Here is a 12,668-nt window from a genome sequence, read left to right on the forward strand (position 1 = left end):
GGTCGGCCCCGGCCGGGGCAAAAACGCTGGGCCGCGTCTCAGGGGCGGGTGACGGCCGAGATCGGCATCATCCCGACCGGGTCGTAGCGCACCCGCGCGCCGGGATAGGGCGCGTGGACCACCTGGCCGTTGCCGACGTACATCCCGACATGACTGCCGTCCGCGCGGTAGATGACCAGGTCACCGGGTTGCGCCTGGCTGAGCGGCACCTGCCGGCCGGCGCCGCGCTGGGCCTGCGAGGTCCGCGGGATGGAGACTCCGGCCCGGCCGTAGGCCCATTGGGTGAGCCCGGAGCAGTCGAAGGCCGAGGGGCCGCTGCGTCCCCAGGCGTACGGCGAGCCGATCGCGGAGCGCACCGCGGCGACGGCCGCCGCGGCCCGGCCCGAGGAGGGGACGGCGCCGCGCAGGTCCGGGAGCGGCCCGTGGCGCCCGTCGCCCCGGGCGGCCCGTTCGAAGGCCTTCCGGGCGTCCCTGGGGAGCGCGTGCAGCAGCCGCCGCGCGGCGGCCAGCCGGCGCTGGACGTCCCGCTTGTGGCGGGCGACCTCCTTGCGGCTGGCCTCCAGCTGCGCCAGCTTCGCCGTGGTCTCCCTGCGCTGCTGCTCCAGGGAGCGCTGGGCCGCCCGCAGCCGGCGCAGCTGGCCGGCCTGGTCGGTGCCGAGCCGGTCGAGCGCGGAGGCCTTCTCCAGGAAGCTGTCGGGCCGTTCGGAGAGCATCAGCTGGAGGGTGGGGTCCATGCCGCCGGAGCGGTACTGGGCGGCGGCCAGCGCGCCCAGCCGGCCCCGCATCCGGTTGACCCGCTCCTGGGCCCGGGCGGTGCGGTCCTGGAGGGCCGTCACCCGGCCGCGCAGCTCCTTGGTCCGTGCCTGGGCGCCGTCGAACTTCTCGGTGGCCCGCTCCGCCTGCGCGTAGAGCCGCGCGACGTGTGCGGTCGCCGCCGCACGGCCGCCGGCCGCGTGCCCGGCCGGGTCGGCGACCGCCGCCGGCGCGGACAGCGCGGCGGCCGCGGTCGCCAGGGCGGCCGACACAACGGTGACCCCGGCGAGGGTGCTCTGGCCGTGCTGCGAGGTACGGCGGTGGGACACCACGAAAGCCGCACTCCTTCCCTGTGCAGCCCCCTGCCGCCCGGGAGGGCGTCGGTGACCGGTGCTGCGCGGGCAGACAGTAGCGGCGGGGGTCCGCACCGGCCAAAGACCGCGGTACGCCCACACGGCGCCGCCCCGCCGGTGACTGTGCAGGTCACCGACGGGGCGGAAGGTCAGCGGCCGGGGCCGCAATTCGCCCGTTCGGGCGGCAGGTCGGGAGTGTGGTGCGGCGGGTCAGACCCGCACGCCGAACGCGAACTCCATGTTGCTCATGGGCTCGTAGCGCACGGCGGCACCCGGCTTCGGCGCGTGCAGCACGATGCCGTTGCCCGCGTAGAGACCGATGTGGTGCAGGTCGCTGTAGAAGAGCACCAGATCGCCCGGCTTGAGGGCGCTCTGCGAGGCGATCCGGGTACCGGCGTTCGCCTGCTGCTGCGAGGTGCGCGGCAGCGACTGGCCGGCCTGCGCGTAGGCCCAGGAGGTCAGACCGGAGCAGTCGAAGGACGACGGGCCGGTGGCGCCCCAGACGTAGGGCGAACCTATCTTGGACTGGGCGGCCCGCAGGGCCGCCGCACCGCGCTGCGACGCCGGGACGTCGTCACCGAGGTCGGCCCGGTCGTTGCTGCGGTTGGCGCGGTTCTCCTCGGCCTGCATGGCCGCCCGCTCCTTGGCGGTCATCTGGTTGAGCAGCTGCTGCGCCTTGGCGAGCTTGCCCTTGATCTCGTCCTTCTTGTCACCGAGCGCCTTGCGGGTCTCGGTGAGGTCCTTGATCTTCGCGGAGGCCTCGGCGCGCTCCTGGGCGAGCCGGCGCTGCTTGTCCGCGATGGTCTTGAGCTGATCGGCCTGCTTGCCGCTCAACTGGTCGAGCGTGGCGGCCTTTTCGAGGTAGGTGTCCGGGTCGCCGGAGAGGAACAGCTGCACCGAGGGGTCGATGCTGCCGCTGCGGTACTGGCCGGAGGCGACCGCGCCGAGACCCTTGCGCAGCTGGTTGAGGTCGCCCTGACCGCGGGCCACCTTGTCCTGGAGGTCGTCGACCTCCTTCTGCAGCTTGTCCTGCTGCTCCTTGACCCCGTCGTACTTCTCCGTGGCCTGCTCGGCCTCGTTGTAGAGCTTGTCGACCTCGGACTTGACGTCCTTCTTCGACTGGTGCGGGTCGGCCTGGGCGGCCTGGGACGACAGGGCGACGGCCGCCGCGGCGGTGGCGGTGAGCACGGTCACGCGGGTACGGCTCGGCTGCTTGGGTCGACGGTGGGACGCCACGGGGGCGAGCTCCTTCTTCCTCCAGCCGCCTACCGGGAAGTGGGGGGGGGTGAGACCCCGGCTCCGCGTGAACGCCGCGGACTCGGCGGTACCTTCACTGTTCATCCCGGTTGGATAATCATCTGCATGAAGGTTCGGGGCTGACCTTAGTAACCGAGCTGTGATCGCTTCAAATCCCCAGGGGAAAAATCTGCGCCCTCAGCCCCATCCTTTACCAACGTCACACAGGCAGTGAGCGCCATCTGACGCTCCGATACGGAGCGCGGGCGATTTCCCGCCGTCCGGGAGCCCGGACCTCACGTCCGGGCAAGTCGCTTGAGCAACAGGGCCGATGCGACCGGGCGGGCCCCGGCCTTCGCCACCCCGTCGGCGACCTCCCGGTCCGTGGAGACCACGACGACCGGCCGGCCGGGCGGTTCGGCCCGCACCAGCTGACGGATCAACTCGTCGGCCGTGACGCCCGGTTTGCTGAACAGGACCCGTACGCCGCGCGGGGGCGCGAGCAGTACCGGCGCCGCCAGCTCCGCCCCGTCGAAGACACAGGTCATCTCCGCGCCGGTCTGTGCGGCCAGCACCGCGAGACCGCCCAGCAGCCGCAGCCGCTGCTTGTCGAGCGGCATGGTCGGATAGCCGGTTTTGGTGACGTTGTACCCGTCCACCACCAAATGCGCCTGCGGCAGGGCCAGAAGCTGGTCCAGCAGCGCCGGGTCCATCTCCGACAGTGCACGGGCGGCGATGTCCTTGGGCGTCATCCGGCCCGGCTCGACCGCCTCGACGGTGTCCGCGGGATGGACGCCGGCCGGCGGCAGCGCCAGCTCGCGGCGCAGCCCCTGGGCGGCGTCCAGCACCGTGTCGAGCAGCAGCCGCACCCGCATGTCCTCGACGCTGCGGCCCTCGCGGGCGGCCCGGCGGCTGGTCTCCAGCGCCGTCTCGGCCTCGGCGAGGCGGGCCTTGAGCCGGCGCACCTCACTGTCCGCCGCGGCCTTCTCGGTGGCCGCCCGGTCCCGGACCTCCACGAGGGCGGCATCGCCCTTGCGCACCGCGGCCTCACCGCGCTTGACGTCGCTCAGCGCGCTGCGCAGCTTGCGCCGCAGCGACTCGTTCTCCTTGCGGACGGTGTCGAGGTCGCCCCGGATCCGGTCGGCCTCCGTCCGGGCCTCGCCACGCGCCTGCGCCAGCTCCTCGCGCAGCCGGGCCAGTTCCCGTTCGGCCTCCTCGCCGGCCCGCTCGGCGCGCGCCCGCTGGGCCTCCTCGCCCGCCGCCTCGACGAGCTTGACCCAGCCCTCGGGGCGCAGCACGTAGGCGGCCGCCGCGACATCGAGCGGGTCGGCGGCCGCCGGCGGGTTGCCGCGCTCCAGCGCCGAGGCCAGCTCCGGCTGCGCCTCGCGCAGCTTGCCGGCGATCCGCTGCCGGAAGACCGCATCGCCCTCCAGAGCGGAAGCCATCGCATTTCCGGCGAATTTGGCCCGGCGGGTCGGGGTGAAACGGGCGTACTGCCGCAGCGGGGGCGGGAGTTCGGCGACGGTCAGCGCGCCGAACGACTCCGCGGTGAGCGCCACGACACGGCGCCGTACGCCCTCGGGCAGCGGTCGGTCGAGCACCTCGTCCGCCGCACCCTCGGATGCGTCGTCACGCCGGGCCCCCGGCTCCCCTTCTGGACGGTCCACCACGGCTGCCTCGCTCCGATCTCAGGCGTTCGCGCCCGGACGGTCCACCAGCTCGATCTGGTCGACCGCGTTGCACCAGCGGCAGCGCACGGACTCGATGCTCTCACTGAGGACCTCGCGCTCCTCCACCTTCGGCTCGCCGGCCAGGTCCAGATGGACGTACTCCACCACCTTGGCCTGGCGGGTCACGTCGAAACGGGTGAGGTTGCCGCACAGCGTGCAGCGCCACCGGGTTCCGTCCGTCGGCAGGGGAACAGACATCCTGTCGTCCTCTTTCGTGCTCGTCGATCTCATCGATCTCGTGCTGCTGCGCCGTTCACGCGGTGCGCCGTCGGACTGCGGAAGTACGCAAAGTACTGCCTGTAACCCTACGGCCTGACGGGGGGCGGGTGCGGGCCCCGCCCGGCTGCCGGGATGCGGCGAGGCACTCTGTCCCGATTGCCCGCATTGAGCAATGATCACGTCATGACGGCGCCGGCCCCCTCTCCCCGTTCACCCCGCTCGTCCGGTCTCCTCCCCCGTCCGCCGCATGCCACCCGGTCGCTGACCGCGGTGTTCTCGCGGGTGACGAATGTGCTGATCGGTCTGTGCTGCGCGGTCTTCGTGATCGGCCCGGCCTCCGGCCTGAACCGCATATACGGCACCGGCGACGCCCTGCTGAAGGCCCAGACCGCCTACTTCGAGCGGTGGGGCGTGATCCCGCTGGAGCTGTGGAGCGGCTCGCTGCGTGCCCTGATCACGCCGCTGACCGCGTTGTTCGTGCACGGCAGCTGGCTGCACCTGCTCGGCAACATGCTCTTTCTCTACGTCTTCGGCGGAATGGCCGAGGCGCGGATGGGCCGGCTCCCGTTCGCCGCCTTCTACCTCATCATCGGCTACCTCGCGCTGCTCGGCTACGCGGCCGCCCACGCCTCCTCGGGCCAGACCCTGGTGGGCGCCTCCGGCTCGATCTCCGGGGTGCTCGGCGCCTTCCTCTACCTCTTCCCGACGGCCCGGGTGACCAGCGTCTTTCCCTTCCTCTTCTTCCTGCCGCTGCGCTTTCCCGCCTGGATCGTGCTGCTCTTCTGGTTCTTCCTGCAGTGGCAGGCCGCCCAGCACGACTCCCGCGGCCCCGGGGTCGCCTACCTCGCCCATGTCATCGGCTTCGCCCTCGGCTTCCTCTACGCCTGGGCCCGCTACCGGCGGGATAGTGTGAGGGCCACCAGGCAGAACGACCGGGCGACCGAGGGAGAGAGCCAGCCGTGATCACGTCGATCGTGCTCATCAAGACCAGCGTGGACCAGATCCCGGAGATCGCCGAGAAGATCGCCGCCCTGGACGGCGTCAGCGAGGTCTACTCGGTCACCGGCGCCCACGACCTGATCGCGATGGTCCGCGTCGCCGCCCATGACGACCTCGCGGACGTCATCCCCGGCCGCATCAGCAAGGTCCCGGGCGTCGCCTCCACCGAAACGCACATCGCGTTCCGCACGTATTCCCAGCACGACCTCGAGGCCGCCTTTGCGATCGGGCTGGAAGCTTAGACCGGTCTCTTCCCACGTTTGTGGCTTTCCCGCCGTGGGGGTTTGTCGCCGTTGCGCCTGCGGCGGGCCGGTTCGCTGCGCTTCACCGTCTCCCCCACGTTGTCGGCTGTCCCGCCGTGGGGGTTGTTCGCCGTTGCGCCTGCGGCGGGCGGTGGGTGTCGGGTGCGGTGACGGACCTCCGGGGTCGGTGTGTGGGACTGCTTCGCTTTACGTCCCACACACCGACCCCTCCGGCCCGTCCCCTCCCGTGGGAGGGGAATGTTTCGGTGGGTGGGGGCGGGCGTACGCAGGTCGTTTCACCGTGACCGACAAGGTGCACCGCATCACTTACGTTCACCTTCCACCGGCCTTCTTTCCCTCCCCCAACGGGAGGGGGCGGGCCGGAGGGGCCTGGTGTGTGGACGTAAAGCGAAGCAGTCCACACACCAGGCCCCGGAGGACCGCCACCGCACCCGACAGCCCCGCGCAGCGGACCCGCCCGCCGCAGGCGCAACGGCGAGAAACCACCACGGCGGGAAAGACAAAAACGTGGGAAGCCAATCAATCCGCGCTACGCGCGGGCACGCAACGGCCGTCCTCCGTGTGGTAGTTCCAGCGTGCGCCGTCCGTCACGAGTTCCTTGACGGCCCGCAGGAAGCGGTCCACGTGCTCCTGGGGTGTCCCCGCCCCGAAGCTCACGCGGATGGCGTTCAGGGAGCGTTCGCCGGGGGCCGCCTCGGGGGCGCCGCACTCGCCGGGGTCCTGGGGCTCGCTGCCCAGGAGGGTGCGGACGAGGGGGTGGGCGCAGAAGAGGCCGTCGCGGACGCCGATGCCGTACTCCGCGGACAGCGCCGCGGCGAAGTGCGAGCTGTTCCAGCCCTCGACGACGAACGAGAGGACGCCGACCCGGGCGGCGTCCGCGCCGAAGAGGGACAGCACCTGGACCTGGGGTACCTCGGCCAGGCCGGTCCGGACCCGTTCGATCAGCTCCTGCTCGCGGGCGATGAGTGCGGGGAAGCCCGCCTCGGACAGGGCCTTGCAGGCGGAGGCGATCGCGTAGGCGCCGATGACGTTCGGCGAGCCGGCCTCGTGGCGGGCCGCGGTGGTGTGCCACTCGACGTCCACCCCGCCGGCCCCTTCCCCGCCGACCCGCCGTGTGACCTTGCGGCTGGCGCCGCCGCCGGCGAGGTAGGGCGCGGCCTCGCGCAGCCAGTCCGCCCGGCCGGCCAGCACGCCGGAGCCGAACGGCGCGTACAGCTTGTGGCCGGAGAACGCGACCCAGTCGACGTCCAGTTCGGCGAGGTCCACGGGGTGGTGCGGGACGAGCTGCGCCGCGTCGAGCACGATCCGCGCGCCGTGGGCGTGCGCGGCGGCCGCGAGCTCGCGCACCGGCCACAGTTCACCGGTCACGTTCGACGCCCCGGTCACACAGACCAGCGCCGGCCCGTAGGGCTCGCGCTCGGCCAGCGCCTTCTCCAGGCCGTCCACCGCCTGCCGCGGGGTGCGCGGGGCGTTCAGGTAGGTCACCTCGACGTCGGCGCGCTGCTCCCACGGCAGCAGCGAGGCGTGGTGCTCGGTCTCGAAGACGAAGACGCGGGTGCCCTGCGGCAGGGCGGCGGCGAGCAGGTTCAGCGAGTCGGTGGTCGAGCGGGTGAACACCACCTGGTCGTCGGCGCGGCAGCCGAGGAAGTCGGCGATCGTCCGGCGGCTGTTCTCGAAGAGGTCGGTGGAGAGCTGCGAGAGGTATCCGGCGCCGCGGTGCACGCTGCCGTAGTAGGGGGCGTAGGCCGCCACGTCGTCCCAGACCCGCTGGAGCGCGGGGGCGCTGGCGGCGTAGTCCAGCGCGGCGTAGTCGACCTCCCCGCCGGTCACGAGCGGGACGCGGACATCCCGGCCGAGAACGGGCAGCGGGGAACAAACGGAACGGTCGGCGGCAACAGTGGCGACAGACATGGCGAACTCCCGTAAGAGATAAGCGAATTCGCTGCGGGAAGGCACGCGGAAGGCGCCGTCGGTACACCGCAGCGGAAAGGAAAAAGGGGATGCGGAGAAGGGGCCGTCGAGCCCTATCGCATTCGCTGATTCACGGAAGTTCTCCCTCGGGGACCAGGATCCCTGGCGAGGGATCCGCGCTTGCCGCAGACCTCGCTGCCTGCGGCCTGGTCATCACCCGGGGCACCCCGCCACGGAAGGAGGGTTGCCGGACAGCGGGCCGGGGCCTGTGTCGCTGTCACTCGTGACCTGCGCAGAATCATGCCATACCGCGGATGCGAAGCAAGGCCCGTCCCACATGACGGAACGGGCCTTGCGTCACACCCTGCGTGACCGCGCGCTCAGGCGTTGCTGGCCGCCACCCAGCGCTCCAGCGCCCGCTTGGCCGCCCCGGAGTCGATCGAGTCGGCGGCGGTGTCGAGGGCGGCCCGGATCTGCTCGGTCAGCGGGGCGTCCGTGGGCGCCAGGGCGACCAGCGCCGCCGCGGAGTTCAGCAGCACCGCCTCGCGCACCGGCCCGCTCTCCCCGTCCAGCAGCCGGCGCGCCACCTCGGCGTTGTGCGAGGCGTCCGCGCCGCGCAGGGCCTCCACCGGCACCAGCTCGATGCCCACGTCCCGGGGGTCGAAGGCCTCCTCGCGGACGGTGCCGTCCCGGACGATCCACACCCGCGAGGTCGCGGTCGTGGTCAGCTCGTCCATGCCGTCGTCGCCGCGGAAGACCAGCGCCGAGGAGCCGCGCTCGGCGAGCACGCCGGCCAGGATGGGCGCCATCCGGGCGTCCGCGACGCCGGTGGCCTGCGCGCGGACCTTCGCGGGGTTGGTCAGCGGGCCCAGCACGTTGAACGTCGTGCGGATGCCGAGCTGGCCGCGCGCGTTGGCGACGTGCCGCAGCGCGGGGTGGAACTTCACCGCGAAGCAGAAGGTGATCCCCGCTTCCCCGGCGACCTCGGCGACCCGCCGCGGGGTGAGGTCGAGGTTGACACCGAGCTTCTCCAGGACGTCGGAGGCCCCGCTGGCCGAGGACGCGGCGCGGTTGCCGTGCTTGACGACCTTGGCGCCGGTGCCGGCCACCACGATGGAGGACATCGTGGAGATGTTGACGGTCTTGGCGCCGTCCCCGCCGGTGCCGACGATGTCCACGCTCGGCCCGGGCACGTCGATCAGCCGGGCGTGCGCGTACATCGTCCGGACCAGGCCGGAGATCTCCGCGACGGTCTCGCCCTTGGCCCGCAGCGCCACCGCGAACCCGGCGATCTGGGCGTCGCCGGCCTCGCCCCGCATGATCTTGTCCATCGCCCACGCGGTGTCGTCCGCGGTGAGGTCACGGCCGTCGAGCAGGGCGTTGAGGACGCCCGGCCAGGTGTGGGCCGCCACGCTGTCGCCGCCAGAGGGGGTCGCAACGTTCATGGTCCACGCTCCTGGTTCGTCACTGCTTCTGCGGTTCACCCTATCGAGCCGCCGGGCATGCCGAAGGGCCCCGTCCGGATGGGGTACCCCCTGCTCGTGGAGAGCTCGGGGGAGGACGGGGCCCTCTGGGTGGCGTGCTGACCGCGGTGCGCTACGAGGCGCCGCGGAGATCAGTGGTGACCGTGGCCGCTGGTGATCTCCTTGTACTCCTCCACCGTGGGCTTGGCGATGACGCTGTCCTCGCCGTAGTAGCTCTTGGAGAGCTTGGCGCGCAGCTTCTGCGAACGCGAGAGCTTGCGCTCCACGCCGTTCTCGTCGACCTCCGGGCCCAGTTCGAGCGGCGTGGGCTGCTCGTGCTGGGTCAGGAAGTGCAGCTGCTCCTGGTCGAGCGGCTCGTGGACCTCGATGAACTCACCGTGCGGCAGGCGCTTGATGATGCCGGACTCGCGGCCGTGCAGCACCTTGTCCTTGTCGCGCCGCTGCAGACCCAGGCAGATCCGCTTGGTGGCGATGAAGGCCAGCACCGGAAGGACGAAGAAGCCGATCCGGACGAACCAGGTGAGCGAGTTGAGCGAGAGGTGGAAGTGCGTGGCCCACAGGTCGTTGCCGCCACCGATCAGCATCACGAAGTACGCGACCAGCCAGGCGACACCGAAGCCCGTACGGGTCGGCACGTTGCGCGGGCGGTCCAGGATGTGGTGCTCGCGCTTGTCGCCCTTGACCCAGGACTCGACGAACGGGTAGACCGCGATCGCGACCAGGACCAGCGGGAAGATCACGATCGGGATCAGCACACCGAAGTTGACGGTGTGGCCCCAGAAGTTCCACTCCCAGCCCGGCATGACACGCACCAGACCCTCGGCGAAGCCCATGTACCAGTCGGGCTGGGCGCCGGTGGACACCTGGTCGGGACGGTAGGGGCCGATGGCCCACACCGGGTTGATGCTGGCGACCGCGGCGATCGCCGCGATCACACCGAAGACCAGGAAGAAGAAGCCTCCGGCCTTGGCCATGTAGACCGGCAGCAGCGGCATGCCCACGACGTTGTTGTTGGTCTTGCCGGCACCCGGGAACTGGGTGTGCTTGTGGTAGAAGACCAGGATCAGGTGCGCCACCAGCAGGCCGAGCATGATGCCCGGCAGCAGCAAGACGTGCACCGTGAAGAACCGCGGGATGATGTCGTGCCCCGGGAACTCCCCGCCGAAGATGAAGAACTGCAGGTACGAACCGACCAGCGGCATCGCCAGGATGACGCCCTCGATGAACCGCACGCCGGTGCCGGAGAGCAGGTCGTCGGGGAGCGAGTAGCCGGTGAAGCCGGTGAACATGCCCAGCACGAACAGCAGGAAGCCGAACAGCCAGTTGACCTCACGCGGCTTGCGGAAGGCGCCGGTGAAGAACACCCGCATCATGTGGACCATCATCGCGGCCAGGAAGACCAGCGCGGCCCAGTGGTGGATCTGGCGGATCAGCAGGCCACCGCGCACGTCGAAGCTGATGTTCAGCGTCGACTCGAAGGCCTGCGTCATCCGGATCCCCTGCATGGGCACATAGGAACCGTGATAGGTCACCTCGGCCATGCTCGGGTGGAAGAACAGCGTCAGGTAGACACCGGTCAGGATGATGATGATGAAGCTGTAAAGCGCGACCTCGCCCAGCATGAAGGACCAGTGGTCCGGGAAGATCTTGCGCATATTGGACTTGGCCAGGCTGTAGATGCCCAGCCGGCCGTCCGCCCAGTCGGCGATCCGCTCGCCCCGTGGCGCCTGGCCACGGCGCGTGGTGGTCGCGCTCGTCTCGTTACTCATCCGCGCTCCCAGAAGCTCGGGCCGACGGGCTCCTCGAAGCCGTTTGCGGCCTCCAGGAAGCCGTCCTTCTCCGTGATGTGCAGCTGCGGCAGCGCGTGACCGGCCGGGCCGAAGATCACCCGACCGCCGTCGGACAGGTCGAAGGTCGACTGGTGGCAGGGGCAGAGCACGTGGTGCGTCTGCTGCTCGTACAGGCTGATCGGGCAGCCGACGTGGGTGCAGATCTTGGAGTACGCCACGATGCCCTCGTGCGACCAGGACAGCTCGTGCTTGTCCTTGATGTTCTGCGGCTGGATCCGCACGAGCATCAGGGCGTCCTTGGCGATCTTCTCCGCGAACTCCTCGTCGTCCTCCTCCAGGCCCTCGGGCTTGGCGAAGGTGAGCGAGCCGACGGCGATGTCCTCGGGACGCAGCGGGAGATTCGTCGACTGGTTGACCAGCCGGACGCCCTTCTTCCAGTTCGTCGTCCGCAGCTTGGTGCCGGGCAGCGGCCCGAGGTCGCGCAGCAGGACGACGCCGGAGAGCGGCACCAGGGCCAGCGCGCCGAACATCGTGTTGCGGACCAGCTTGCGGCGGCCCATCTGCGACTCCTTCGCACCCTGTGCGAAGTCCGCCATGACCTTGGCCTTGACCTCGGGGGCCGCCTCGATCGGGTGGCGGTCGTCGGCGACCTCCTCGTCCGACATCAGCGTGCGCGCCCAGTGGACCGCGCCGGCGCCGATGCAGAAGAGCGCCGCACCGAGGGTCAGACCCAGCGCGAAGTTCAGCGCGCTGATGTGACCGATCGGCCAGATGTAGACGATCTTGTCGATCGGGATCGCCACGTACGAGGCGATGAAGCCGACCGTGGCGATCATCGACACCACGAAGAGCAGCGCCACGGTGCGCTCGGAGCGCTTGGCCGCCTGCTCGTCGATGTCCTGGGCACGGTGCTCGTGGGGCGGCAGGCCCGGGTCGGCGAACGGGTTCTCCGCCGTGGCCACCGCACCTTCGTGAGCCGTCTCCCGCTCACCGGGAAGGGTTTCTTCTGGCACGTCTTCGTGTCGTCCAGTCTCGCTCATGACTTCTTGGCCTTCGTAGTCCGGGCTGCGACCCAGATGGCGACCGCGATCAGCGCGCCCAGGCCGAAGATGTAACCGAAGAGACCCTCACTGACCGGACCGAGACCACCGAGGTCGAGGCCGCCGGGGCTCTCGGATTCATCGCCGTTGACGGCGCCGAGGTACGCGATGATGTCCTTCTTGTTCTGCTGCGACAGCGAACCGTCACCGAAGGAGGGCATGTTCTGCGGGCCGGTTTCCATGGCCTCGTAGATGTGCTTCGGGTCCACGCCCTCGAGCGTCGGTGCGAACTTGCCGTTGGTGAGGGCGCCGCCCTTACCGGTGAAGTTGTGGCACTGCGCGCAGTTCGTGCGGAACAGCTCGCCGCCCTTGCCGATGTTGGCGCCCTCGGAGTTGTACTGCGACTTCTCCGGGACGGACGGACCGGCACCCAGCGACGCGACGTAGGCCGCGAGCTGGTCGATCTGGGCGTTGGTGTAGATGTTCCGCTTCCGCGGCACCTGGGCGCCGGGCTGCTGGGCGGGCATACGGCCGGTGCCGACCTGGAAGTCGACGGCGGCGGCGCCCACGCCGACCAGGCTCGGGCCGTCGGAGGTGCCCTGACCGCCGGTGCCGTGGCAGCTTGCGCAGCCCACGGCGAAGAGCTTCTTGCCCTCCTTGATGGCAAGGGACTGGGCGGTGTCATCGGCCTGAGCCTTGTCCGCCGGCGCGAACGCGGCGTACAGCCCCCCAGTGACCGCCAGCGCGAGGAGTAGGACGACGAGCGCCGCCAGCGGATGGCGCCGTCGTGCGGAGAGCTTTTTCACGGATTACCCCGGTGTCAGGATCTTCTGCGTCGATGCTTTGGCTATGTCTGTCTGATATGCGGGCCCGGCAGGGCCCCGTACCGG

General features: G+C 70.7%; 11 protein-coding genes and 1 riboswitch. Of the genes, 2 read left to right on the forward strand and 9 right to left on the reverse strand.

Translation table 11 applies throughout. The features are described from left to right. Positions 1-38 precede the first annotated feature (38 nt). From ACQP17_RS10055 to ACQP17_RS10070, 4 genes are all read right to left on the reverse strand, one after another. Entirely contained in the window at positions 39-1,085 is a 1,047-nt protein-coding gene (locus tag ACQP17_RS10055) for an NlpC/P60 family protein (protein ID WP_433855948.1), read from the reverse strand. Between the two features lie 231 nt (positions 1,086-1,316). Continuing rightward, on the reverse strand, positions 1,317-2,342 hold the full coding sequence (locus ACQP17_RS10060) for a C40 family peptidase (protein ID WP_189098262.1): 1,026 nt from the start codon (positions 2,340-2,342) through the stop codon (positions 1,317-1,319). Between the two features lie 296 nt (positions 2,343-2,638). Next, a complete protein-coding gene (locus ACQP17_RS10065) occupies positions 2,639-4,012 on the reverse strand; it encodes an NYN domain-containing protein (protein ID WP_433855949.1) in 1,374 nt (457 codons plus the stop codon). Between the two features lie 18 nt (positions 4,013-4,030). Continuing rightward, complete coding sequence (locus ACQP17_RS10070; RefSeq protein WP_040899430.1) at positions 4,031-4,270, reverse strand: hypothetical protein; 240 nt, start codon at positions 4,268-4,270, stop codon at positions 4,031-4,033. Positions 4,271-4,474: 204 nt separating this feature from the next. Between ACQP17_RS10070 and ACQP17_RS10075 the strand changes: the two genes are divergently transcribed. Further along, complete coding sequence (locus ACQP17_RS10075) at positions 4,475-5,254, forward strand: rhomboid family intramembrane serine protease (RefSeq protein WP_433855950.1); 780 nt, start codon at positions 4,475-4,477, stop codon at positions 5,252-5,254. After that, on the forward strand, positions 5,251-5,532 hold the full coding sequence (locus tag ACQP17_RS10080) for an Lrp/AsnC family transcriptional regulator (protein ID WP_066932041.1): 282 nt from the start codon (positions 5,251-5,253) through the stop codon (positions 5,530-5,532). Before ACQP17_RS10075 ends, ACQP17_RS10080 begins: the two co-directional genes overlap by 4 nt. A gap of 540 nt (positions 5,533-6,072) precedes the next feature. Here the strand turns inward: ACQP17_RS10080 and ACQP17_RS10085 are convergent. The 5 genes from ACQP17_RS10085 to qcrC all read right to left on the reverse strand — a co-directional run bounded on the left by ACQP17_RS10085 (position 6,073) and on the right by qcrC (position 12,584). Then, positions 6,073-7,464 (reverse strand): aminotransferase class V-fold PLP-dependent enzyme, encoded by a 1,392-nt coding sequence (locus ACQP17_RS10085; RefSeq protein ID WP_433855951.1) that lies wholly within the window; start codon positions 7,462-7,464, stop codon positions 6,073-6,075. A gap of 171 nt (positions 7,465-7,635) precedes the next feature. Further along, positions 7,636-7,753, reverse strand: a riboswitch (SAM riboswitch). 91 nt (positions 7,754-7,844) lie between these two features. Then, positions 7,845-8,909 carry an anthranilate phosphoribosyltransferase gene (trpD, locus tag ACQP17_RS10090; RefSeq protein WP_433855952.1) on the reverse strand — a complete coding sequence of 355 codons (1,065 nt, stop codon included), beginning with the start codon at positions 8,907-8,909 and terminating at the stop codon, positions 7,845-7,847. A 170-nt stretch (positions 8,910-9,079) separates the two neighbouring features. Further along, positions 9,080-10,717, reverse strand: coding sequence for a cytochrome bc1 complex cytochrome b subunit (gene qcrB, locus ACQP17_RS10095; protein ID WP_433855953.1), 1,638 nt, complete (start codon positions 10,715-10,717; stop codon positions 9,080-9,082). Further along, on the reverse strand, positions 10,714-11,778 hold the full coding sequence (gene qcrA, locus ACQP17_RS10100; protein ID WP_364885442.1) for a cytochrome bc1 complex Rieske iron-sulfur subunit: 1,065 nt from the start codon (positions 11,776-11,778) through the stop codon (positions 10,714-10,716). The genes qcrB and qcrA overlap by 4 nt, the downstream gene beginning before the upstream one ends. Then, positions 11,775-12,584 (reverse strand): cytochrome bc1 complex diheme cytochrome c subunit, encoded by an 810-nt coding sequence (gene qcrC, locus ACQP17_RS10105; RefSeq protein ID WP_189098250.1) that lies wholly within the window; start codon positions 12,582-12,584, stop codon positions 11,775-11,777. Before qcrC ends, qcrA begins: the two co-directional genes overlap by 4 nt. Positions 12,585-12,668: the final 84 nt, after the last annotated feature.

This window comes from Streptomyces kronopolitis (assembly GCF_050953795.1).
GTDB classification, from domain to species: Bacteria; Actinomycetota; Actinomycetes; order Streptomycetales; family Streptomycetaceae; genus Streptomyces; species Streptomyces kronopolitis_A.

Excerpts from the sequence above, each read along its gene's own strand:
- ACQP17_RS10070 (WP_040899430.1), bottom strand. The coding sequence starts at position 4,270 with ATGTCTGTTCCCCTGCCGACGGACGGAACCCGGTGGCGCTGCACGCTG.
- ACQP17_RS10075 (WP_433855950.1), top strand. The coding sequence starts at position 4,475 with ATGACGGCGCCGGCCCCCTCTCCCCGTTCACCCCGCTCGTCCGGTCTC.
- ACQP17_RS10085 (WP_433855951.1), bottom strand. The coding sequence starts at position 7,464 with ATGTCTGTCGCCACTGTTGCCGCCGACCGTTCCGTTTGTTCCCCGCTG.
- trpD (WP_433855952.1), bottom strand. The coding sequence starts at position 8,909 with ATGAACGTTGCGACCCCCTCTGGCGGCGACAGCGTGGCGGCCCACACC.
- qcrB (WP_433855953.1), bottom strand. The coding sequence starts at position 10,717 with ATGAGTAACGAGACGAGCGCGACCACCACGCGCCGTGGCCAGGCGCCA.
- qcrA (WP_364885442.1), bottom strand. The coding sequence starts at position 11,778 with ATGAGCGAGACTGGACGACACGAAGACGTGCCAGAAGAAACCCTTCCC.